This window comes from Raoultibacter timonensis (assembly GCF_022845715.1).
GTDB lineage: Bacteria > Actinomycetota > Coriobacteriia > Coriobacteriales > Eggerthellaceae > Raoultibacter > Raoultibacter timonensis.
The window spans coordinates 2904517-2929586 of sequence record NZ_AP025564.1; the positions used below are offsets into that span (position 1 = coordinate 2904517).

Annotated in this window: 16 protein-coding genes; 10 read left to right on the top strand and 6 right to left on the bottom strand. The window is 59.0% G+C overall.

Annotated features, from left to right (window positions below; all coding sequences use genetic code 11):
• Positions 1-339 precede the first annotated feature (339 nt).
• The 7 genes from MWL89_RS11940 (at position 340) to MWL89_RS16420 (ending at position 13307) form a co-directional block, all read left to right on the top strand.
• Positions 340-2769 (top strand): alkaline phosphatase family protein, encoded by a 2430-nt coding sequence (locus MWL89_RS11940; RefSeq protein ID WP_244386237.1) that lies wholly within the window; start codon positions 340-342, stop codon positions 2767-2769.
• 166 nt (positions 2770-2935) lie between these two features.
• Entirely contained in the window at positions 2936-7021 is a 4086-nt protein-coding gene (locus tag MWL89_RS11945; protein WP_244386239.1) for a YidC/Oxa1 family membrane protein insertase, read from the top strand.
• A gap of 486 nt (positions 7022-7507) precedes the next feature.
• Positions 7508-8944 carry a TerB N-terminal domain-containing protein gene (locus MWL89_RS11950; protein WP_244386240.1) on the top strand — a complete coding sequence of 479 codons (1437 nt, stop codon included), beginning with the start codon at positions 7508-7510 and terminating at the stop codon, positions 8942-8944.
• Complete coding sequence (locus MWL89_RS11955; protein ID WP_244386241.1) at positions 8945-10261, top strand: ATP-binding protein; 1317 nt, start codon at positions 8945-8947, stop codon at positions 10259-10261.
• The gene (locus MWL89_RS11960; RefSeq protein WP_244386242.1) at positions 10258-12429 is read left to right on the top strand and encodes a DEAD/DEAH box helicase; all 2172 of its coding nucleotides are present in this window, start codon (positions 10258-10260) and stop codon (positions 12427-12429) included. Before MWL89_RS11955 ends, MWL89_RS11960 begins: the two co-directional genes overlap by 4 nt.
• Before the next feature lie 25 nt (positions 12430-12454).
• Entirely contained in the window at positions 12455-13141 is a 687-nt protein-coding gene (locus MWL89_RS11965; RefSeq protein WP_244386243.1) for an aminoglycoside 6-adenylyltransferase, read from the top strand.
• Positions 13041-13307 carry an aminoglycoside 6-adenylyltransferase gene (locus MWL89_RS16420; protein ID WP_367997872.1) on the top strand — a complete coding sequence of 89 codons (267 nt, stop codon included), beginning with the start codon at positions 13041-13043 and terminating at the stop codon, positions 13305-13307. Before MWL89_RS11965 ends, MWL89_RS16420 begins: the two co-directional genes overlap by 101 nt.
• Positions 13308-13419: 112 nt before the next feature.
• Here MWL89_RS16420 and MWL89_RS11970 read toward each other — a convergent pair whose 3' ends face one another.
• Positions 13420-14835: a response regulator transcription factor gene (locus MWL89_RS11970; protein WP_244386245.1), complete on the bottom strand. Its 1416-nt coding sequence runs from the start codon at positions 14833-14835 to the stop codon at positions 13420-13422.
• A 255-nt stretch (positions 14836-15090) separates the two neighbouring features.
• Between MWL89_RS11970 and MWL89_RS11975 the strand changes: the two genes are divergently transcribed.
• Complete coding sequence (locus tag MWL89_RS11975) at positions 15091-16752, top strand: FAD-dependent oxidoreductase (protein ID WP_244386247.1); 1662 nt, start codon at positions 15091-15093, stop codon at positions 16750-16752.
• Positions 16753-16832: 80 nt separating this feature from the next.
• On the opposite strand, the gene MWL89_RS11980 is transcribed toward MWL89_RS11975, so the two are convergent.
• Together MWL89_RS11980 and MWL89_RS11985 are read right to left on the bottom strand one after the other, a co-directional pair.
• The gene (locus MWL89_RS11980; protein WP_244386249.1) at positions 16833-17405 is read right to left on the bottom strand and encodes a 4Fe-4S dicluster domain-containing protein; all 573 of its coding nucleotides are present in this window, start codon (positions 17403-17405) and stop codon (positions 16833-16835) included.
• A 3-nt stretch (positions 17406-17408) separates the two neighbouring features.
• Positions 17409-19763, bottom strand: a complete 2355-nt coding sequence (locus tag MWL89_RS11985; protein WP_244386251.1) for a molybdopterin-containing oxidoreductase family protein — start codon at positions 19761-19763, stop codon at positions 17409-17411.
• Positions 19764-20049: 286 nt separating this feature from the next.
• On the opposite strand from MWL89_RS11985, the gene MWL89_RS11990 reads away from it, so the two are divergent.
• Together MWL89_RS11990 and MWL89_RS11995 are read left to right on the top strand one after the other, a co-directional pair.
• Positions 20050-21816, top strand: coding sequence for an ATP-binding protein (locus MWL89_RS11990; RefSeq protein ID WP_244386253.1), 1767 nt, complete (start codon positions 20050-20052; stop codon positions 21814-21816).
• Positions 21794-22492: a response regulator transcription factor gene (locus MWL89_RS11995; protein WP_244386255.1), complete on the top strand. Its 699-nt coding sequence runs from the start codon at positions 21794-21796 to the stop codon at positions 22490-22492. The genes MWL89_RS11990 and MWL89_RS11995 overlap by 23 nt, the downstream gene beginning before the upstream one ends.
• Here MWL89_RS11995 and MWL89_RS12000 read toward each other — a convergent pair.
• The 3 genes from MWL89_RS12000 to MWL89_RS12010 are packed head-to-tail and all read right to left on the bottom strand — an operon-like array spanning position 22489 to position 25069.
• Entirely contained in the window at positions 22489-23367 is an 879-nt protein-coding gene (locus MWL89_RS12000; RefSeq protein ID WP_244386257.1) for a sensor histidine kinase, read from the bottom strand. The genes MWL89_RS11995 and MWL89_RS12000 overlap by 4 nt on opposite strands.
• A complete protein-coding gene (locus MWL89_RS12005) occupies positions 23364-24134 on the bottom strand; it encodes a hypothetical protein (RefSeq protein WP_244386258.1) in 771 nt (256 codons plus the stop codon). Before MWL89_RS12005 ends, MWL89_RS12000 begins: the two co-directional genes overlap by 4 nt.
• Positions 24128-25069 carry an ABC transporter ATP-binding protein gene (locus tag MWL89_RS12010; RefSeq protein WP_244386259.1) on the bottom strand — a complete coding sequence of 314 codons (942 nt, stop codon included), beginning with the start codon at positions 25067-25069 and terminating at the stop codon, positions 24128-24130. The genes MWL89_RS12005 and MWL89_RS12010 overlap by 7 nt, the downstream gene beginning before the upstream one ends.
• Position 25070 lies beyond the last annotated feature (1 nt).

The following is a 25070-nucleotide window of genomic DNA, read 5'->3' on the forward strand; positions in this document are numbered from 1 at the left end:
CGGCGCGGAAGCTGCGTCGGAGAAACGCACGCCACCGCCATCGGTGGCGTGCTTGCGTACAAAACGAGCGGCGCTCGACTCCGAGAGCGGCGCTCCCCGTAGCAGCTCAATACCGACCTCTCGATCAGACTCCGTACAACGCGATGATAGCGTCAGCCCGATAACACTACCCGACATAGCAACCCGCGCCGATTCAATAAGTCATTCGCTTTTGTATTATGGGCTTCTCGGTTCCGTACACTAGGTTTATCATGGTCATTCGACTGTCATAGCAGCTGCGTTTAACTACACTCTGGCACCGCGCAGCGCGAACACCGACCAGGAGGGACCTCTCGCACAATGGAATGGCCTGCGCAAGCGCTCGGCTTCATCACGGAGCCGTACCACCAGCTCGCAGACGACTGGTGGTTTGCCATACCCCTGATCGCCTTTATCTTCTCACTGATAACGTTGCAGTGCCGAAAGAGCAGCGTTGTCATGCAGCGGCTCATGACGAGCCCCAGCCGCACCAAGGTCAAGCGTTTCGGCAAACGCAAGTTCATCAGCGATAAACAGCGCAACAAATTCCCGCTCTCGCGCCTGCTCGAGAAGCAGCGCGCCGCAGGGGGGTCCGAAGCCCCCCGCAGCGGCGGGCCCGGGGCGCAGGAGGCTGGCCGGGCCGAGGGGGGAGCCGCGCGGCGCCTCTCGAGGGCCGCGGCGTCGCACCTCCCCGAGGCGGCCGTCGCGACGCTCTTCGCCCTCCCGTTCATGGCGGAGCCCGCCTACGCCTACGTCGACCCCTCCGTGATGACCTACACCATCCAGGCGCTCGCCGGCGTCGCCGTGGCTCTCTCGGCCGTGCTCGGCGTGGCCTTCCGCAAGACGAGGCGCAAGCTGTTCTCGCTTCTCAAGATCGACGAGAACGCGCGCAAGGAGGTCGAGGGGGACATCCACCGCGTCGCAGCCGGCGAGCCCGTCGGCGACGACGGAGCGCCGCTCCCGCCCCGCGAAGAGACTCTCGAGGGGAGCCGAGCCGGCGACGCAAAAAAAGACGGGGACGACTCCGCGTCCAAAAGAATCCGATGGGGCGCTCGCTTCGGATACGCGCTCCTCGCATCGGCGTTTCTCTTCTACACCCTGCTTGTTGTCGCCCCCCTCGAAATCGTCGCATCGAATTCAGGGAGCCTTCTCGTCGGCATCGAAGACGTCGGCTGGTACATGGTGGCGTTTTCCGCGGGACTTACGATAGCATGCGCGTTGCTCCTGTCGGCATTGCGCGGCAAGGCTTTTGCCGTCGCCCTCGCTGCGGTAACGGGGTTCGCCATATGTTGCTATCTGCAGGCAATGTTTATGAACCAAGGCCTTCCGATTGCCGACGGAAATCCGGTTTCTTGGCAGGACCACGCACCGAAAACCTGGGGGACCGCCGCCGTATGGCTTGCCCTTCTCGCAGCATTGGGAACAGCAAGCCTAATCAGGCCACGGCTGTCGCGCATTCTCGGAGCTGCTGCGGCAATCGCACTCGTCATCGTGCAAAGCATCGGAGTTGCAAGCCTGCTTCTCAACCCCGAGGCACTTACAGCAATGGGCGCAGAGAAGTTCGAATGCACCGAGGACGGCCTGTTCGAGCTCGCCCCCGAAAATAACGTCGTAGTGTTCGTGCTCGACACGTACGATACGAACGATTTGCTCCGCATTCACGAGATCGCACCGGATTGCTTTCTCCCGTTCGAAGATTTCACCTTGTTCAGCAACGTTACCGGATCTATGGTTCCCACACGCTACGGCGTGCCCTTCCTCACCACCGCCGCCCTTCCCGAAAAGGGGAAATCCTTCGACGAGTTTTACGAAAACCGATACAACAACAGCACCTTTTTGCCCGATGTTGCCGCCGCTGACTATTCGATCGGCCTGTACAGCGACTCGCTTGAGCTCGATTTCGACACCGACAAGGAAAAGGAAATAGCCCGAAGCACCGTCAACCTGCATTCGACCGAGAAAAAGCAGATCAACGCAATGGAAACGATCAAGATGCTCGCAAAGAGCGCCCTGTACCGCGATCTCCCCTGGGCCCTCAAGCCATCGTTCTGGTATTACACCGATGAAATGAACAACGCCATGGTAACCCTCAGCGCCGACGAAAGAGACGACGCGAGCACCCTCTACCAAATGAACGACCCCGCTTATTACGAAAAGCTCACGACCAAACGCCTCAGCGTCGTCGACGAGGGAACCGCGGGCGCGTTCAGGTTCATACACCTTAACGGCACCCATATTCCCTACCTCATGGACGAAAGCTGCACCGAGGTCGGCGAGGGAAACGCAACGCTCGATCAGCAAGCCGAAGGCGCGCTCAACATAGTCGGAGAATACCTCGAGCAGATGAAGGAGCTCGGCGTGTACGACTCCTCGACGATCGTCGTCACGGCAGACCACGGCTACTGGTACAGCACGCCCGACATGGTTGCTGGGCCAACAAGCCCGATCATGCTCGTAAAGCCAGCCAACGATTCTGGAAGCCGAAAACCGATGGCGATTTCGAACGCCCCCGTCAGTCACATGGATTTTCATCCGACCGTCATCGAGGCGATCGGCGGCGACAGCGACGCATACGGCGATACGGTTTTCGAGATCAACGATCCCGGCCGGAAGCGCCTTTACTACATGACCACCTCGAACGGCAGGCACGATACGGGCATCAGGGAAATCGAAATCAGCGGCGATGCGCTCGACTTCAACAACTGGAAACTGACTGGAAACGATTGGCCCATCACACCGCCCGAAGACTAACCGCAGATCGCATTCGTTCAATATGCAAGCAACTTGCATATTGAGGGCTTCTCGGTAGAGCGCACTAGGTTTATCATAGTCATTCGGCCGTCACGACAGCCGGGTTTTGTCGCGACTTCATATCATGCGACGCACGATCTTCGATCGGGGAAGGGTCTCTCGCACAATGGAATGGCTTGCGCAAGCGCTCGACTTCATCATGAAGCCATGCTATCAACTCACGGGCAATTGGTGGATCGCCATACTCCTGTTCACCGTCATCGTCAAAATCATCCTCTTGCCCATGTCGCTGTGGTGCCAGAAGAACAGCATCGTCATGGTGCAGCTCATGCCGAGCCTCAACCGCATCAAGGTCAAGTACTTCGGCGACCGCGAAACCATCGGCGACAAGCAACACGAGATGTTCAAGGAAAAGCACTACCATCCGATGCTGAGCCTCGTACCGCTCGCCGTGCAGATCCTCATCCTATTCGGCCTTGTCGACGTAATTCACTCGATCACCGACTACGGTGCCCCAGGTACCGAGCTTTTGGGCATGGTTCCCGCAACCGACGGCGGCATCTCCTGGCTCATGCCGCTCTTCGCCGGACTCTCGGCGATCGTTATGGGGTTCGCGCAAAACCGCATTAATCCGCTGCAACGCGAGCAATCGCGTGCCGAGAAAAACATGACGAACGGCCTGTCGATCGGCCTGTCGTTCGTGCTCGGCATCTTCGTTGCAACGGGCATGGGTTTCTATTGGGTCTGCTCCAACCTCATGTCCATCGCCATCCAGGCGCTTTGCAACGTGATCATCCCGCCCAAAAAGCACATCGACTACGAGGACCTCGAAGCGAGCAAAAACGAGCTTGCGGAGCTCGAGGCGCTCGATGCGAACGGCGAGAAGTGGTACCAGAGAAACCCTCTCGCAAAACGCGAGAAAGCCGACTACAAGCGCTTCTTCAACGTCGTCAACAAGCACATCGTCTTCTACTCTGAAAGCAGTGGCTTCTACAAGTACTTCCAAGGAACGATCGAATGGCTGCTCGAAAACTCGGATATGCCCATCCACTACGTCACCAGCGATCCCGATGACCAGATATTTTGCATAGCCGAAGATCAGCCGCGCATCCGCCCCTACTACATCGGGCCGAAACGCATCATCACGCTCATGATGAAGATGGACGCGCAAATGGTCGTCGCCACACTCGAGGACCTCGACAATTACTATATCAAGCGCTCATACGTTTGCGACGACACCGAGTACGTGTTCTTCTTCCACCACATGACCTCGACCCACATGACGCCGAACAAAGGGGCGTTTGACGGATACGACACCATCATGTGCGTCGGACAGCATCAGATCGATGAGCTTCGACGCGCTGAGGAGCTCTACGATACGCCCGCAAAAACACTGGTTCCCTATGGCTACGATCTGCTCGACCGCACCATCGAGAACTACGAGAAAATCGCCGCAAAGAGCGTACGGAAAAGCTATCGTCCGACCGTGATCATCGCGCCCTCATGGCAGGAAGGCTGCATCCTCGATACCTGCATAGACGAACTCATCGAAGGCCTCGACGGGCAGGGATACCGCATCATCGTGCGGCCGCACCCCGAATACACCAAACGCTACCGTCCCCGCTGGGAAGCAATCCTCGCCCGCCACGCCGGCAAACCCGACGACGAGCTGCACTTCGAGGACGATTTCTCGTCGAACGAATCGGTATTCACCTCCGATATCCTGATCACCGACTGGTCGACGGTTGCCCACGAGTTTTCCTTCTCCACGAACAAGCCGAGCATCTTCATCGACACGCCCATGAAAGTCAACAACCCCGATTACGAAGAACTCGGCATCGTGCCCACCGATATCTCGCTGCGCAGCGAGATCGGCACGTCGCTTCCGCTCGACGGTCTCGACAGGCTAGCCGAAACCGTGACGGAGATGCTCGCAAACCAGGAAAAATGGCGCAACCGCATCGCCGAAGCCACCGAACGCTCCGTATTCAACCTCGGCCATAGCGCCGAAGTTGCAGGCGAGTTCCTGCTCTCGCGCCTACTCGAGAAGCAGCGCGCCGCAGGGGGGTCCGAAGGCCCCCGCAGCGGCGGGCCCGGGGCGCAGGAGGCTGGCCGGGCCGAGGGGGGAGCCGCGCGGCGCCTCTCGAGGGCCGCGGCGTCGCACCTCCCCGAGGCGGCCGTCGCGACGCTCTTCGCCCTCCCGTTCATGGCGGAGCCCGCCTACGCCTACGTCGACCCCTCCGTGATGACCTACACCATCCAGGCGCTCGCCGGCGTCGCCGTGGCTCTCTCGGCCGTGCTCGGCGTGGCCTTCCGCAAGACGAGGCGCAAGCTGTTCTCGCTTCTCAAGATCGACGAGAACGCGCGCAAGGAGGTCGAGGGGGACATCCACCGCGTCGTCGCCGGCGAGCCCGTCGGCGACGCGGCTTCCGAGGGCAACCAGGACGTCGGCATGCACGGCGACAAACGTCCGCCCTCGAACCAACCCGCCCGCGCGGGCGTTGAAAAACGCGATCCAGCGAATAAGCTTCGTTGGCGTGCGCGAATCGGCTACGGGCTTATCGCCTCGGCGTTTCTCTTCTACACCCTGTTCGTCGTCGCCCCCGTTGAAATCGTCGCCTCGAACGCAAGCAGCCTAACCATGGGCGTCGGGAATGTCGGCTGGTACATGGTCGCTTTTGCCAGCTGCCTTGCGCTCGCGTGCGCCCTCCTCATGTCGGTGCTCAGAGGCCGCGCGTTCACCGTCGCCTTCCTCGCTACGACGGGCATCGCCATGGGCTGCTACGTCCAAGCCATGTTCATGAACCAGGGCCTCCCAACCGCCGACGGAACGTCGGTACCCTGGCAGGATTACACCATGACGACCTTCACTACCGCATTCGTATGGATAGCCCTGATCACGGCGCTGATTCTCGTGAGCCGCAAGTTTGCCCGCCAAACGCGAATGATCGCTACAGCGACAGCGGTGGCCCTCATTGCGGTGCAGAGCGTCGGCCTGGCGAGTCTCATCGTTGACCCAGACGTGCTAACCGGCGGGAAGGAGGAAACCGAACCGATCGCCTGTACCGAGGACGGTTTGTTCGAGCTATCGACCGAAAGCAACGTCGTGGTATTCGTCCTCGATACCTACGACACGGCAGACCTGAAGAACGTCCTCAAGGTTGAGCCGGATTTACTTCAGCCGTTCGAAGACTTCACGTTCTTCGAAAACTCTACGGGGTCAATGGTTCCCACACGCTATGCGGTGCCGTTCCTGCTCACCGACGTCGAGCCCAAGAAAGGGCAGACCTTCGACGACTTCCTCGCCAACCGATACGGCAACGCGAGCTTTCTCAACGACGTATACGACACCGATTATTCGATCGGTCTGTACAGCGATTCCCTTGGAATGGATTACACGCTTCCCGCCGAAAAAGAGCTTGCTGAGCAAACCGTCAACCTGCACCCGACGAGCATACGACACGTCAACGTTTCCGGCTCCATTGCGATTCTTGCGAAAGCAGCGCTCTACCGGGACATGCCATGGCTGCTCAAGCCGCAATTCTGGTTCTACACCGACGAGATGAACAACGAAATGGTTTCAACCGTCGACAGCGGAGACGACGCGAACACGCTCTACCAGATGAACGATGCCGCTTACTTCGAGAAACTCAAGGAATCGAAGCTGAGCCTGGTCGACGACGGCAAAGCAGGCGCCTTCCGATTCATTCACCTTTCGGGAGCGCATCCCCCCTACACCCTCGACGAGAATGGCAACAACGTAGGAGAAAACGGTTCCTCCTTCACGCAGCAGGCGATCGGATCTATGAGGATCGTCAACGAATACCTTGAACAGATGAAGGAACTCGGCGTGTACGACTCATCGACGATCATCGTAACCGCCGACCATGGGTACTGGTACATCCCGCCCGTCCTACCAGACCTGAAATGGGGCGCCTCAAGCCCGATCATGCTCGTCAAACCTGCCAACGAAAGCGGCGAGCGGCAGCCGATTGCCGTATCCGATATGCCCGTGAGCCATATGGACTTCCATCCGACCGTCATCCAGGCAATGGGAGGCGATAGCGCGAAGTACGGCGAGACGGTCTTCGAGGTCGACGACCCGAACCGCAAGCGAATCTATTACATGACCATTGCGGACGGCAGTCACGACACCGGTATCCAAGAGATCGAGATCAGCGGCGATGCGCTCGACTTCAACAATTGGAAATTGACCGAAAGCTTTTGGCCCGTCAGCCCGCCCAAAAGCTAGCACGACCCGTACGCAGCCGATCCGCAACGCACAACCGAGAACGTCGCCGAAAGCGGCGTTCTTTTTTTGCCGCCGTCCAGCTGCCCGCCCGAATCGGATCCGCGCCCGAGCGCCATAGCCCATCGGGGCACCGTACCCATTATTGACAAACATTCGTTCGCTTGTATACTATCGAACGAATGTTCTTTTCAAATCGCGGTAAGCTGAGGTGTTGTGGGCGCGGGAAGAATGATATACGGCATCGACTCGGAGCAGGGTTACCGCCCCTGCCCTATCCCGCCGCGGGAAGCGCGGCCTACGCGCCAGGCGGCTCGGGCGCATGCGCATGTCCGGCAAGCGCCCGTCGGGTCGTTCGTAGAGCTCGAAGTGGCCGAGCAACGGCTGACAAAGTCCACGGGCCTCAATGCCCCTTGCGCCGGGAGGCCCCGCTCCGAACCGCAGCCGATCTGCCCCGATCCGGACAAAGCGCAAGCGCTTTTCCGCGACATGAGGCACATCGCGCAGCAGGGCGTCTGGTACCACATGGGCAAGGCAGAGGTGTTCTACCAACAGGCCGTACTCGCCGCCGACCATGCCGACGAGTACGAAGGAAGCGCCTCGTTCTCTTGCTACTACCCTCGTTACCAGAAGATGGGCTACGGGCAGCTGAGAACATATTTCAGCTGGCGCACGAATGCCCGCAGGGGCTTTATCCAAGAAACGGATACCTCGTATGCGTTTCTCTATGCCTACGAGCTCTTGCACAACATCGGCGTTTCCGATCCCCGCGAAGGGCTCGAGAAGCTCGTCGAGCTCTGGGACACCCTCCGGACGAGCGATCCCGTCCTCGATCGCTACGTACCCGCCTGGATCAAGGATTACTTCGTGTACTACCTGCCCGACGCGTCGTTTCGATCGTTCGCACTCGAACAGGACATGCAGGCGTTTTACCCCACCGTATTCTGTTTCGAAGCGAACGCAGACGAGGGCTTCGATCTGTTCTCGGGCATAGCGGCTTACGACATCAGGCGTTCGATCTTCTACACCAACGAAACCAGCGATCTGATCCGCCGGTGCTTCGCGTTCGTGCTCGACCGGCTGCGCGGGGTGTTTTCTGAAAAGAAGCGCTGCTTCGATGATTTCGTCTTTCGCGTTGCCAAGCGCCCCTCGCGATGGACACCGTTCGTCAGGGCGCTGTTCTACGACCACCTTGCACAGGAGGATCACGTGGTCCGCATCTCCGGAAAGGAGGTATACGAGCACGAAGATGGCGTATGGACAGCAAAAACCGTTTCGCTCGACAATGGAGGCTCGCAGCTGATCGGCTACATCATGAAGGCGACGGAAGCCCGTTTGCGCACGATTCGGAAATTTCGCTACCGCCTTTCGGCCGATCTCGACTCCTTCAAGGCGGTCGACCAAAACGCGTTCGAGCGAATCGGGATTTCGATCACCGACGAAGTCGAGCGGGCGTGCGACGAATTCTACCGGCGCTTCACCCGCAAGACGATTGCCGTTGATCCCGGCAATCTCAAGCGAATACGGATCGACGCCCTCTCGACGCAGGAAAAGCTCCTGGTACCCATCGTTGACCCCACTCTGGTTTTGCCGACGCAGCCTCTTGCGGAAGCCGAGCCTCCAAGCGAGTCGACGAGCCTTCTCGAACCCGTTCCCATAGCACGGGATACGCCGGATCCGTCCGATGCCTGGGCCGAGCTCGCAACGCTGTTCAGCGAAGCCGAGGCGGATGCCGTCCGGGCAGCCCTGGCGCACGAAGACGTCAGCCGATGCGCGCTCGATTGCAACGTCATGCCCGAGGTGCTCGTCGACGGCATCAACGAGAAGGCCGCAGACATCATCGGCGATGCGATCCTCGAAGTCGGGGATGCGGTGCACGTGTACGAAGATTACGAACGAGACCTCAGGAAAGCGATGGATGCATAGATGGAAAACCAGGTACCGAAACGCATAGCGAACGTCGTGATGAACGCGCTCAAGGGAGGGGTGGTGCCGCGCGTCGGCCTCGAATACATAACGGTCGGCCGCACGCGCGAGATCGATGCCATCCTGCATGACATCGGCATCATCGAAGACGGCGGGGCGACGTTTCGGTTCATCGTCGGCAAGTACGGAAGCGGCAAGAGCTTCCTGCTCCAAACCATCCGCAACTACGCCACCGCCAAGGGGTTCGTTGTCATGGACGCAGACCTCTCGCCCGAGCGGCGGTTCGCGGGCACCAAGGGTCAGGGTCTTGCCACCTACAAGGAACTCGTGCGCACCATGTCGGTCAAATCGAAGCCGGACGGGGGCGCACTCTCGCTCGTGCTCGAACGCTGGATTTCGAGCATCCAAGCCGAGGTCGCCCAAGAGCATCCCGTCGGAAGCGCCGCGTTCGATGCGCGGGTGGAGCGGAGCATCTACCGGGTCACCAACGAGCTCGAGGGCATGGTGAACGGGTTCGAGTTCGCGCGGGCCGTCGCGCTGTACTACAGCGCGTACCGTACCGACGATCAGGCAACGAAATCGAACGTTCTCAAGTGGTTTCGGGGCGAGTACGCTTCAAGGCGCGAGGCGAAGGCGGACCTCGGCATCAACTGGATCGTCTCCGACGACACCTGGTATGACTTCCTGAAGATCATCGCCGCATTCGTCGTAGGAGCCGGCTACAACGGCACGCTCGTCATGGTCGACGAGCTCGTGAACATCTTCAAGATACCCAATTCCGTATCGAGGCAGAACAACTACGAGAAGCTGCTCACGATGTACAACGACGCTCTGCAGGGCAAGGCCCAGCACATTGGCTTTCTGATGGGATGCACGCCCCAGTGCGTCGAAGACCGCTACAAGGGCATCTTCAGCTACGAGGCGCTCAGGTCGCGCCTGACCGAGGGGCATTTCTCAACCGACGGCAGAAAGGACCTCACCGCGCCGATCATCCGCTTGGAGATGCTCTCGCAGGAAGAGCTGTACGTGCTCGTCGAAAAGCTACGCGACATCCATGCGCAGCTCTACGGCTACGAGCCGTCGATCGGCCACAAGGATCTCGTGTACTTCCTCACCGTCGAGTACAACCGAGTGGGCGCCGATACCCATATCACCCCGCGCGAGATCATCCGCGACTTCATCGAAATTCTCGGCATCGCTCACCAGAACCCCCGGACGAGCATCCAGGAGGTTTTGGGCGACAACAGCTTCGCCATGGCCAAGGGCGGCCTTACCGATGAAGACATTCACAGCGACTTCGCGGAGTTCGAGCTATGAGCGATGCGTTCGGGCGGCTGGCTCCCTTTATCCAGGATTATATCTATGTCAACGGCTGGTCGGAGCTCCGCGCCGTCCAGGTAGCGGCATGCGAGGTCATCTTCGACACCGAGAGCAACCTGCTTTTGTCCTCGGGCACCGCATCGGGCAAAACCGAGGCCGCGTTTCTGCCCGTGCTGACCGATCTTTTCGAGAATCCCGCAAAATCGGTGGGCGTTCTGTACATCAGCCCTCTCAAAGCCCTTATCAACGATCAGTTCAAACGCCTCGAGCAGATTCTCGTCGACGGCAACATACCCGTCTGCAAGTGGCACGGCGACGCGTCGGTGTCCAAGAAGAACGCGCTTGTGAAGAACCCCGAAGGCGTTCTTCAGATCACACCCGAATCGCTTGAGAGCCTGCTCATGAACAAGCGGGGCGCCTGCATCAAGATGTTCTCAGATCTGCGCTACGTTATCATCGACGAAGTGCACCACTTCATGCGCGATTCGCGGGGCATCCAGGTGCTCTGCTTGCTCGAACGGCTGCAGAGGATCACCGGCACCGCACCGCGCCGCATCGGACTTTCCGCCACCTTGGGCGATCTCGGGCTTGCGCAGAGCTGGCTCAGCACCGGCTCGGGACGCGACTGCATGGCGCCGGTGACCGACGAGAAGAGCGGCAGCATCCGCCTGTTCGTCCACCGTTTCGTCAAGGCGCAGGACGGCGATGAGAACCTCGCCGATTCAGGCGACCGCGCGCACTTCGAATATCTGTTCAAAATGACGCTCGACAAGAAAACGATCGTCTTCGCAAACTCCCGCGAGGAAATCGAGTTCATCATGGCCAACCTTCGGGAGATCGCGATCAAAAACAAGGCACCAGACGTGTACCGCGTCCATCACGGCAACGTATCGGCTCAGCTGCGAGAGCAAGCCGAAGACGAGATGAAGATATCCGAGGACAAGATCGTCACCGGGGCCACCGTTACGCTCGAACTCGGCATCGACATCGGCTCGCTCGACCAGGCGGTCCAGATCGGAGCGCCCGCCACCGTTTCGAGCTTCGCCCAGCGCCTCGGGCGATGCGGGCGGCGCGGGCAGATCCCCGAGCTTCTGTTCACGTTCGTCGAAGACGTCCAGGCCACCGCAGCCGACAAGCTCGGCCCGATCAATTGGTCGTTTCTCAGGCTCATCGCCATCATCGAGCTGTACACCAAAAAGCGCTGGATCGAACCGATCCCGCCGCAGAGACACCCCTATTCGCTGCTCTACCACCAGACCATGAGCTGCCTGAAAAGCAACGGGGAGCTCTCCCCCGCTTCCCTTGCGCAGGAGATCCTCTCGCTCGAGAGCTTCCGCGAGATCAGCCAAGACGACTATCGCCTGCTGCTCAGCCACCTCGTCGAAACCGAGCACGTGCAGCCGACGGAGCAGGGCGGCCTCATCATCGGGCGCATCGGTGAGAAGATCGTCAACCACTTCCACTTTTACACCGTATTCATCGTGCCCGAATACTACCTCGTGAAAGACGAGAACAAGCCCATCGGCACCGTCGACAAGGTATACCCCGCAGGCATGAGATTCTCGCTCGCCGGCATAACATGGGAAACCGTCGCCGTAAACGAGAAGTCGAAGGTCATCTTCGTCAAGCGCGTAGGCGGCATCTCGGTGGTCGATTGGGACGTCGATTTCGAATCGGAGCTGCATACGGTGCTCGTGCGCACCGTGCGAGACGTCCTTCGAAACGGCAAGCACTACCCGTATCTGAGCGAAAGCTGCGCCGAGCGCCTCCGCGAAATTCGCTACCTCGCATTGGGAAGCGGCATCGCCGACCATCTGGTCACGCCGCTATCGGATCGCACGTTCGCCGTCTTTCCCTGGGTGGGCACGCGACAGCTGTTCACCCTGCACTTCTGCCTGCTCGGAAGGGGCATCAAGAGCAAGGTTCCCTGGAGGACGTCGGTTTATCTCGAGGTGAACTACAGCGGCACCGCCGAGGAGCTCGAAAACGAAATCCACGCGATCCTCGCATCGCAGCCAGACCTGCACAGCCTGCCTTTGCCCGACGGCATAGAGATCGCGAGCAAGTACAACGCGTTCGTTCCCTATTCGCTCGTGCGCAAGCAGTTCGTCGAGGACTTCCTCGATTTCGACGGGCTGGTGAAGGATATGGGATACGGGAGGTAGCGCCAGTTAGCCGCAAAGAGCAATCATGAGGACTTCAGCAGAGATGTTTGCGCTTTTTACGAGGATTGCGCGCTCGGACGAGAGAATTCGCGCAGCGACGCTCGAAGGAAGCCGTGTCAATTCAAGCGTGCCTCCCGACGCGTGGCAGGATTACGATGCCGCCTTCTTGGTCACGGATGTAGAAAGCTTTACCCGCTCCGAAGCGTGGCTCGAAGCGTTCGGCGATGTAGTCTTTTTGCAAAAACCCGAGGCGATGGAATTATTCCCACCCGACTTTCCCGCCAGGTGGTTTTACTATTTGATGCTGTTTTCCGACGGCACGAAAATAGACCTCACCCTCGTTCCCGATACCGATGCCGCCGAGTACGCCCGACAAGATCCGTTGATTCGGGTTCTGCTCGATAAAGACGGCGTCTGCGCGGACATAAAGGAGCCGTTCGACGAGCGGTTTTGGATACAGAAACCTCGACCGGCATACGTCGGCGACTGTGCAAACGAATTCTTCTTCGCCTGCACCTATGCAGCAAGAGGACTGCTGCGCAACGAGCTCTTGTTTGCGAACTGGATGTTCGAGCAGATACTGCGCGTCGAGCTTCTTCGGATGCTCGGCTATGCGGCAGGCGCGCGAAACGGGTTTCCGCTCAATACGGGAAAGCACGACAAATGGCTACTCCCGCTTTCTGTCGGAAAGCGAACGCGAAGCGCTGTTTAAAACGTATCGGCTCGACAGCATCGACGCAGCATGGAAAAGCCTCTATGCAGCTCTCGACCTGTTCGAAAGCGCCCTGATCGAAGTATGCGAATCCCTTTCGTACGGTTGCCCGAACCGCAGAAAGGCAATCGAAGAATACATCGAGACGCTAAAGGCGGAGCAATGAGCTCTTGCTTGCCATCGCCACAACAGGCAACCGGCGCAAACAGACGGCTCGCTAAAACGCAGCGACCAATGCGCGCTGATCCCGAGGTATACCCCACCGAGACAACAGCGGTTTACCGATCCCCGCTTACCAGATCGAGCAGCTCTTGGCGGTTGTGGATGTCGAGCTTGGCATAGATGCGCCGCGAATGAGTGCGAACGGTGTTCTCGGAAAGATACAGCGTTTCTGCGATGTAAGGTCGCGAGCGTCCTTTGCACAGGTACTGCATGATTTCTATTTCGCGCTTCGACAGTCCACGCTGTTCGCCCACGGCAGCGCAACGCCCGTCGATGACGTCGACTTCCGGACCGCTCGGACGCTCCGTGCCGTTCAGGTCGGAGAGAAGCAATTGGACATCGGGAGAGCGGGACGGCAGGAAAAACGCCACCATGACAACGCTCACCACGAGAAGCGCCGATACGAGCACCGAATCGAACGACGTCAGCCCAAAAAACGACGCCGTGCTCCTTCCCAGCCAATCGGGAATCGAATAGAGCAGCATGCCGGGACAGAACACCATGAACGGCTTGTACGCGCTATGCAAGGCGACGTTTGCGAGCCCCAGCCATAAAAACATCTTCGCAATAACGATAGCCGCCCCGGTAAAGGCCTGGATGAGCTGCGCCATGCCGAGAACGGTCAGCATGAACAACGCGAAGGCCATAAGCACGTAGGCGAACCGCCAAACCACGGTAATGTCCATATGTCCGCGGCGCACGAAAACCCACCAGTACACCGAAACGCAGAACACGAGCAAGATCGCCTGGGACGCCAGTGTAAACGATGGGGTGGCCGCAGTGCCGAAGCTGTAATGGCCGGTGTTTTGCTTGAGCGCCATGTTGAGAATCGACCAGATGTAGAAGAACACGGCCATCGCGACGATAATCCGCGAGAACGGAACAAGCGATCGCTTCGTGAACCACAGGTCGACGGGAGCCTCGCACCCGATGTTCGTCCTATGGAAGACCAGCATGCCTGCAGAAAGAAACGGGAGCAGCAGCATGCACGTCATCGTCGCAGGTTCGGGAAGAAAAGTCGTCACGGCTTTCGCGGCGGCCACCAGCACAATGGCCAGCAACAGCGCTTTGGCCACGTCGGAAGTCGACGATCTCCCATAGCGCGATCCCCATCGCGCAACCATCCACACCTGTGCGCCAGCGAACAGGACGAGCGCCGCCACGAGCATTCCGAGCAACGCCTCGTCGGCTCCCGCAGCCGAAAGCATCAGCATCGCAGCGGCATAGCAGACGGCGAACGCCCAATCGAGTACCCGTGCCGCGCGATCGGGAATCTCCACGCGCCAAAGAACGATGCACAGCACGATGGTCGCAACCACAACCGCTCCCGACCGATTGAGCCACCAGTGGGAAAACGAGGCATCGTAGCTCAGTGCGCTCACCCAGTTCGAGCAGGTGTACCACACGAAAAAACCGACCGCCATCGCAACGACGTTCATCGCCTGCCCGCTATCTCCCCGACAACTCGTCATGGAACCTCCTCGCCCGCATTATCACACACAAAGCGTCCTTCGCATCCGTAAAACCTCCTTCCGAAGTACCGCGCGCACGCGCGGCAGGCTTTTTCGCCCGAATCGGGCTACACGGTTTTCACCGGTTTGCTCCTATTGGGGTCTCACGAAGAATGCTTGCTCAGCATATCGTGGCAGCAAGCTTCGAGCCGGATACGAAAACCGTACCAGAAGACGAATCGAGGCATTCAGGGATGAACGCAACAGGAGGATACGATGGAAAAAAGAAACTCGCTTTCGCGACGCAACTTCATTAAGACGAGCGGAGCCGCAATGCTGGGCGCCGCCGCATTGGGTCTTGCGGGATGCGCACCGTCCGCCAAAAACGAGGCGAACGCCCAAGCGGAATCGGTTCACGACATCCAGTGGGACGAAGAGTTCGACGTCCTTGTTGTCGGAGCCGGGGCGGCAGGTCTCGCAACGGCAGTCGCTATGGCAACCGAAGGAAACGGCGAAACCACGCTTCTGCTCGAAAAGGGATCGACTCTCATCGGCAGCGGCAATTCGCCCGTCTGCAGCGGATCGTTTCATATCACGGAGGACCCCGAGAGCTTCGCCGTGTACATGAAGGCGCTCGTAGAGGGCTTCACAGCCACGCCCGAGTCGATCTACGAGGTGTATGCGCAAGGCACCGCTGAGAACTGGGATTGGCTTGAGAGCCTGGGTATGACCGAAGATGACGTGAAGATAACCCCGCAAGGCGACGGCAAAGCCGAATGGTTCGAACTGGAGAACTCGGGCTCGTTTTCAAAATGCCAGTTCAAAAAGGACAACGCCGACGAAGACCGCCAGCATATAAGCAAGTTTCTGAGTTCGGTATTGGAGCAGTACCCCGATACGGTCACCCGCAAAACGAACGCACCGTTGACCGCGCTTGTTCAAGACCCCGAAACCAAAGCCGTGCTCGGCGGCATATACGATGAAAAGGGAAAGGGGGTCTACGTAAAAGCGCGTAAAGGTGTGGTCATGACGTGCGGAGGCTTCGAAAACGACACCGAGATGCTTCAGGACTACCTCTCCTTCGAACAGATGCACGCAGCGGGCGCCACCGCAAACACAGGTGACGGGCACCGGATTTGCGCGAAACTCGGCGCCAGCATGTGGCACATGAACAGCTTCGCAGGTGCATGGTCAAACGGTATCAGCCTCGACGGCGAGAAAACCATGCCGTACCGAAGCCTGAAAAAAGCGCTTGGCATCGTGGTGGGCGTGAACGGGCGCCGCTTCTATCAAGAATGGGAGGGGACCACCATGTTCACGCAGGGCGAAGAGGGTCCCCTCTCGCTCCACTACGGCTGTCGTCACGGACACCAGAACTTCGGCGGCGAATGGAAGATGCTGCCCCTCCCCGCAAAACAGTGGTTCGTATATGACTCCGAAGGCAAGCGATTCGGTGCCTACATGGGCAAAGACGTGGCAAACAACACGCTGCAAAACCAGACCGAGAAAACCGAGATCGACCCCAGCATCGATGCGGTAGCCGACGGCTACGCGCTTGTTGCCGACACCATCGAAGAGCTTGCGGCGCTTATGGAGGTGCCCGTCGACGAGCTGGTGAACACCGTCAACGTATGGAACGAATCGTGCGCAAACGGCAAAGACGAGCAGTTCCACCGTCCGGCAGATCAGCTGGCTCCGGTGAGCACACCGCCGTTTTACGCCATCAAGTGCATCCCCGAGATTCTCAACACCGACGGAGGCCCGCGCCGCAACGAGAGAGCACAGATCATCAACACCGACGGCGAACCCATCCCAAACCTGTACTCCTCGGGAGAGTTCGGATCGCTGTGGGCTGCTAAATACCAGGGCAGCGGCAACATCACCGAGTGCATGGTGTTCGGTCGCATAGCGGCACGCGAGCTCATCGCGAAAGAATAAACCGGACCGAAGCTACGCAGAGAGCGGGCGCGACCGGATGGTCGCGCCCGCTCTCTTTTTGTCGCTCAACCTAAAAGCGCTTACGCCTTCGAAGCAACGTTTTCCACCACAGCGTTATCCGGTTCACCCTTCAGCAGCGGATCGACGGTAATCACGAAGTTCGGCTGCGTTTCCGTCGCGTCGTCGGATACGATATCAGCCGCATGCGAACTCTGCAGACTATCCATTTCGTCAACTGCAAGGTTCATGCCAGGACACGCCGCAACGCATGCAGGAAGCAGACCTGCCGCTTGGCGATCTACGCACATATCGCACTTGTACGTCTTGCTCTCCTGCTCGTCATAGCACGGCGCACCGTAGGGGCATGCCTCAACACAGGTTTGGCAGCCAATACATAGATCGTGGTTCTGCTGCACGATACCGTTTTCAAGTTTAGTATAAGCTTGCACCGGGCAGTTCTTCAGACAGGCCGGTTCCTCGCAATGGTTGCACGACATCGACAGAAACGATACAGCTAAAGGCTCTTTCTGCTTTATTTCGATAACATGGCGAAGCAAAACACCGTTGTTCAATTGCTTCTCGCTCTTGCATGCAATGGAGCACGTTTTGCACCCGTAGCAGTTCTTGTTGTTCATCCAGAATCCAAGCGCCATGGTTTACGCCTCCTTTTTCACTTCGACAAGAGTTTGATTGCAGCAATGGGTTCCGCCGAGCGTCTTCCACTTATCGTTGGTAACGTAACTGCTCGAACCGCCCTGTTGCTCCCACCAACCGTTCTGCAAGCCGACGACACCTTGCTTGATTCTGGTACCTACCTCGGCGATGCCACGATGCTCACCGCGATCGTTGTACACGACAACCGTATCGCCATCTGCGATGCCGCGCGATTCGGCGTCTGCCTCGTTCAGGAGAATAACCGGCTGCACGTCGCACACTTCATCCATCCACTCGAGATTGTTGAAAGTCGAATGCACACTGCGGTATGTTTTGCGCTGCACGCTGAACAAAGGATACTTCGATGCGAGCTCGTTTTCATTGCGCGCATCCTCTTCGGCACGAACGTACGTGGCAATCGGGCTAAAGCCCTCTTTCTTCCATGCGGCAACCCAGAATTCCGCTTTCTTCGACTTGGTAAGAAACTGACCGTCCTTATAGGGAATGTAGTCGTACCCGACCACATCAACGGCCTTCTGCTCAACCAGTTCGTCATAGCTAACGCCCGTTGGTTCAAGCACGTTTGAGATCATTTCCTCCATCGGCTTGCTGAACGCCTCCCCAAAATCGAATCGGCCAGCAAGCTCGGCGAATATGTCGAAATCACTCTTCACTTCACCGGGTCCGTCGATGGCTTTCTCGCAAAGCTGAATCCAGTGACTACGATGATTTGCCAATACGTCTTCGTGTTCGAACTGGGCAGCAACCGGTAGCACAAGATCCGAATACAAAGCAGTCGAGGTTAGGTATTGGTCCACCGTTACGACAAAGGGGATCTTCTCCAAACCCTTACGTACCATATTGGTGTTCGGCCACTGGGTCATCGGGTTACCGGTCATCGACCAGAATACGTTCACTTTGAGCGGGTCCTCATTGAGAACGGCTTCGCCGAATCTGAATCGAGGGATCGCCGGAACCGTGTTATCGAGTTTGGGAACCTCGATGGGAGCCCCCGTTTTCACCTCGTTTACACCGCCAGCATCGCTGACTCCGTCGCCCTCGTGCCCCACATGCCCGCAGAGTGCTGCCAGATACAGTTGGGTGGCAACCGCATTGGTGCCGTTTTCAGTTCTCATGAATCCGCCCATATTCTGGATGATCATAGCCCTGTCAGCCTGGGCGTATTCGCGCGCCAAGCGTTCGATATCGGCCGCAGGAACGCCGCATTCAGCCTCGGCTGCAGCAACGTCCCACTTTGCAGCTTCGGCGTATATCAATTCGAACTCAGTGCTATATGCATCGGCAGCCGATGTTCCATCGAGCGTAAGCGCCGCCTCTACCCCGCTCTTATCATGTCGAACGATCTCGCCACCTGCAGCGTCAAACACTACGAACGATGCAGGATCAGCCTCGTCCTCAAGAACCGGCTCGCCCGTCGATTTGTCAACGAGACACGGAGCACACGTATGCGCGAGCGTATATTCCTTATCGTAAAGTTCTTCGTCGATGACAACCTTGATCATCGCAAGCGCCATCGCCGCATCGGTACCGGGCCACGGGGAAATCCATTCCGAGGCCTTGGAAGCCGATTCGGTGAAGATCGGATCAATCACGACAACCTTGCCACCGTTTTCGATGACTCTCTCGAAACGTTGAAAATAACCTTGCTTGGAGATGGAGGGGTTATTGCCCCACACGATCACGTAATCGCTTTTTTCTATCTGGTTTCGCGTGTCGAGAAAACGCTGTCCGTAAATAGGGACCTGCGCCGCAGTCGTTCCCGCGCAGCACAGCGAGCCGACCGTGGTGCTGGCACCGCCCAAATGAGCAAAAAACGCTGTTGCAACCGGACCGTGCATCGAACCGAAGTTCCCCGATCCAGTTACATAGCAAATAGACTGAACCCCATCGGTCTCTATGGCATCCCTAAACTTTTCTTCGATAAGGTCAAACGCTTCATCCCACGTGATCTCTTTGAATGAACCGGATCCCTTTTCTCCATCGCGAAGCAGCGGCACCGTCAGCCGATTGGGATCCTTGGACATATAGCTACGCGAAATACCGCGAGCACATGCCGAGCAGTCATTCATCTCGGAGGATTCGACTTTAACGATTTCACCGTCAACGACATACGCCTTTAAATTGTGATGCTGGCACTCGGGCGGACAGGACGTATAGAACACTTGGGCATTCGCATACGGGTCAACCACTTCCGGCGATGCTTCTTTCTCAGGCTCCTTCTCGGCCGCCGGGCTGCATCCGGCGAGGCCGACGGCAGCTGCGCCCGTCGCAGCCGCTGCGGCCACGAACGTCCTGCGCGAAAGCGACGGCATTCCATGATCAGCAGATTGCTTCATAGAGTTCCCTTCCTCGATCGTCTTACTCGATAGCACCGTTTCACCCCCGGTGCCCCTCTCGTTCATTCTCCGCACTTCGACAGCGTGATTCAATGGTTACGAATTGAACTTTCCATTAAGAAATTCCTGCAAAGTATTAAAAAAGAATTACCGAGCCCCAAGCCCGTTCCCCTCGGACGTATTTTCGCAGATAATGGTTACGACGGCGAGGGGCGCCGTACAGACGAGGGCGCGGTTGGGCGCACGGGGAAGCAAGGGGACCGAACGCAGGCGCACGGAGGATGAAATGCTCGCAAAGAACGCTAAGCCGTTCCGTTACGGCATCCGCTTCAAATTCGCCGTCTTGATCGGCGCGCTTGTCGTTATCCTCATGATCGTCGACGCGCTCTGGAACGTGAACCTCCAGCAGCAGCAATCGCAGAACGAAGCCCTCGAGAAGGCCGAGGTGCTCGCCGACGAAATGCGCGCCGTATGGGATTTCGTCGACATCAACCAAGACATTATCAACCGCAACGATGACGGCACCTTCCGTACGAAGCACCTCGTGTGCGTTGTGGCTGCAAAATCGGTCAGCACCCTGTTCACCACCCAGACCGACTACGTAATTCACTTCGTCAAGGAGAACCCGCGCCAACTGGCAAGCGCACCCGACGAGTTCGAGAAAGAGGCGTTCGAGGCGTTTGCCGCCGATCCCGAGCTCGAAGCCTACTACGGGGTGGGAACCGACGAGAACGGCCAGCGCGTATTCCGCTATACCGAGCCGCTCTACGTAACCGAGACATGCCTCGAATGCCACGGCGAGCCCGTAGGCGAGCTCGATCAGTACGGCTACGAAAAGGAGGGCATGCAAGTCGGCGATATCGGCGGTGCCATGTCCATCATCGAACCCATGGACATCTACGCGGCCGGGATGCAGACGAGCGTGATCCAGCAGGTGTTCATGGTGCTGCTCGTGCTCGTGATCGCCTGCATCGGCATATACGTTGCCGTAAGCAAGCTCGTGCTGCGTCCCATCGAAGCGCTCGGAAACGCCGCCAAGCAGATCGGCAAGGGCGCGTTCGATTACGAACTCAACCTGCAGAACACGGGGCGTCCCGACGAGATCACGGAGTTCGCGAACGACTTCGACAAGATGGCGCGGCGCCTCGAGCGGCTCTACACCAGCATGGAGACCGAGGTCAAGAACCAGACCGACGAGCTATCAGCCTTAAACGATCTGCTCATCTACCAGAAATCGGAGCTCAAGAAAACGCTCGACAAACTGAGCGAGGAGACCGCCTACAAAAACGAGTTCTTCGCTATCATGAGCCACGAGCTGCGCACACCGCTCACCTCGATACTCGCGTTCGCCCGCATCCTACGCACCGTCGATTCGCTCGACGACAAAACGTGCAACGCCGTCGAGGAGATCGAGGCGAATGCAACGCTGTTGCTGAACATGGTAAACAACATCCTCACCATCTCGAAGGCCGAAGCCCATAAAAACGAGCTCATCACCGAACCCGTCGATTTCGTCGACCTGATCGGCTTCATCAAAAACTCGCTCGAACCCGTTGCCAAGAACAAGGACATCGCGCTGACGGCACGGGCCGATTCCGACATCCCGCTCTCGATGGCCGATTGGGAGAAGCTTCGCCGCATACTCGAAAACCTCGTCGACAACGCCATCAAGTACACGCATGCCGGGGGAACGGTCGACGTGCGTGCCGTATTCGCGCCTCCCGAAGCGCACGGGAAAGACGCCGGAGACAGCACCGGAGACGGAAGCTCGCCCGATCTCGGATCCATCGTCATATCGGTCGCCGACGACGGCATCGGCATTGCCGAGGAAGACCGGGAAGGCATCTTCGAACGCTACCGACAGGCAGGGCAATCGCCTAACCGCCGCTACCGAGGAACGGGGCTCGGCCTCGCCGTAGTCAAAGAGCTCACCGAACTCCACGGCGGCACCGTGTCGGTCTCGTCGGCTCGCAAAGCGGGGAGCACGTTCACCGTGCGGATCCCCTACGCACCCGTCGATACGGAGGAATATGATGAAGATACTGCTCGTTGACGACGAAATCAGCATCGAACGGCTCGTGTCGAGCATGCTCCTCGATGCGGGATACGAGTTCGCCTACGCCGACAACGGTTTCGACGCACTTGCAATAGCCGAGCAGGAAAAGCCCGATCTCATCATCATGGATGTCATGATGCCGAAGATGGACGGCTTCGCCGCATGCCGCGAGCTGCGCGCACGTGGCATCACAGCTCCCATCATCTTCCTCTCGGCCAAGGGCGACATCGTGGACAAGGGCATCGGCTTTCAGGCCGGAGGCGACGACTACATGGTAAAGCCGTTCGATCCGCGCGAGCTGCTCATGCACATCGAGGCGCACCTCCGCCGCGCGAACATGGGCGTCGCAACGGCCTCGAAAGACGAGGTGCTCGACATCGGCCGCTTCACCCTCGACGTCGCGCAGTTCCGCGTAACGAAAGGAGACGAGAGGCTCTCGCTCACGCCGAAAGAGTTCAAGATATTCTTCGCGCTTGCCAGCAACCCCGGCATCGTACTCTCCAAAGAGCAGCTGGTCGAGGCGGCGTGGGGAAAGGAATTCGTCGGTGAGACGTCGAGCATCACCGTGTTCATCAAGAAGCTCCGCGAAAAGGTCGAAGACGATCCGTCCGATCCCCGCATCATCCAAACCGTCTGGGGCATCGGCTACCGCCTCGAACCCGAGGCGTGCTAGCGTGGCAGCTCGATCTCGACGGTCAGCGTGTCGCCCTCGATAGAGGCCCCAACCGTGGCCCCCATCCTCTCGCACAGGCTCGCCACGATCGCGAGGCCCAGACCGCTGCCCGCCGATCCCCTCGATGCGTCGGCTCGGTAGAATCGCGAGAACAATCGCCTCTCGTCGATGGCAGCGGGGTCGTCCACGCGGTTCGAGACGGCAACGGTGCGGCCGCGCTGCACAACCGTCGGGGCCGACGAGCCGTGCTGCAAGCAGTTCGCCGCAAGGTTCGAGAACACGCGCACGAGATCGTCGACGTCCGCCGACACCGCAAGCGCCTCGTCCTCGAAATCGATGGCCGGCTCCCATTCCTTGCCGGCGAAGCTCGGGTACAGCGAGGTGAACGCCTCGACAACCGCGTCGTACACCGATGTCGCCCCCTCGCAAGGATCGCAGTCGGGATCGCGGGCCTTCGTGTACTCGAACAGCTGGTCGACGAGCTCTTTCATCGCGGCGAGCCGCGCCCGCGCTTCGCTCACGCAGCGCTCCCGCTCGTCCGGGTCGTCCTCGAAGCCGTAGAGCTGCAGGTAGCCCTGGGCCCCGGCAAGCGGCGTGCGCACATCGTGCGAAAGCGCCGCCATGTCCTCGCGGAAGCGCCTCCTCTCGCCCTCAACCTCGCGGCGCACGCGCCCCTGATCGTCGATCAGGCCGTTCACCGCGCTTGCCGCCTTGACGGTTCCCGGCGTGCGCAGCTCGACCGTCAAACGCTGGTTGCTGGCATCGTCTGCGCCCCCGAGGAACCGCGCGACGCTTCGAAACTCCCGCTCATAGCACAGGGCAAGCACGAGAAGCAGCACAACGGCAACCGAGAGGACGATAACGGCGACGATCATTTTGCAAGCTCCCTTTTCTTCATTACCAGCACGCACAAGCCGAGTGCGACGGCGCACGTTGCCGCAGCAGCCGCGAACCCGCCCGCATCCGATACCGTCCCTTTACTCAAAAGGTTCATTTGGACGGCAAGGTACCCATCGAGGCAGTCGCGCAGCGGCGGAAAATCAGCGAATACGTTCGCAAGCCCCACCCGCAGAAACGATTCAAGAAGGCCTGATGAAACGGCAAGCGTCACAACCGTAGCCAGCGTCTCGTTCCCTGTGGCAAACGCAAGGAGGACGGCAATGAGCGAATACGCCGTCGAAACGAGCAGGAACTGGCAGAACAAAAGCGCCAGATCAACCGCGCTGCTTTCGGCGATCGCAAAACCGAGAGCCTGATACACCACTGTGGCCACCACCGAACCCGCAACTATGGCTCCCACCTGCACGACAAGGACCGTTGCCACCGCAGCAAGCGCATACGATACGCGCCCGCCTTTTGCCTGAAGCACGTTCTTGATCGATTTCGTCTCGAAATCGGCAGCGAAGAAAACCGCACAGTAGACACTCGCTAGGAACAAAACCCCCGATCCGAGAGCTTTCCCGTACATCTGCACCGCGGTCATGGTCGGGTTGAGCGGGTCGCCATAGGACGCGGGCGAACTCGCCGTGAAAAACCACACAAGGGGGTCCCAGCAGATAATCAGCCCGCACACGATAACGTACACCCATGTAAGGCGCGTTTTCACAAGGCGGTACAGATTCGACCTCAGCATGCTCAGCATGACGCACCTCCCCCCGAGCGACCGTCCTGCGAAATCCCCTGGTCCATCAGCTCGACGAAGTAGTCCTCGATATCGCGGGAGTGGCGATACATCGCCGATACGGGGATCCCGGCCTCGGCGAGAATCCAGCCCGCCTCCTCGGAGGGAAGGCCGGAATCGACGCGGATCGACCCGTCTCCGTATACGCCGAGGGAGGCGTCGGGCCGCGCCCGCTCGAGCACAGCGAGCGCCATCTCGCATTCGGGGCTTTCGATGCATAGGTAGTCGGAGCATTCCCGATCGACATCCTCAACCGTCAGCTCGCGCACCAGGCGCCCGCCGCGTATGACCCCGTAGCGCGTTACCATGCGCTCGAGCTGATCAAGCACGTGCGAGCTGATGAAAACCGTGATGCCCCGATCCTCGTTGAGGCGCGTGATGAGGCTGCGGATGTCGCGCACGCCTTCCGGATCGAGCCCGTTGAAGGGTTCGTCGAGCAGCAGCAGATCGGGCGAGCCCACCAAAGCGAGCGCAAGGCCGAGACGCTGCTTCATGCCGAGCGAGTACGATCCCGCCCGATGCTTGGCAACATCGGAAAGGCCCACGAACTCGAGCACGTCGCCCGAGATCGCGCGGGGGTTCGCCGATCCGAGCGCAAGCGCGCGGCACATCACGTTGTCGAGCCCCGAAAGGTTGGGATGCACGCCGGGCCCCTCGATGATCGACCCGACCCGCGAGCTCGTCTCGCCGGGGCGCACGACGTCGCCGAACAGCTCGATGTATCCCTCTGTCGGCAGCGACAATCCCGCCACCATCTTCATGAGCGTCGATTTTCCGGCCCCGTTGCGGCCGACGAATCCGTAGATGTCACCCGGAGCCACCGTCATGGTCACGTGATCGACCGCCCACGTCCTGCCGTATCGCTTGCCGAGCGCCACGGTCCGAAGAGCATTCATA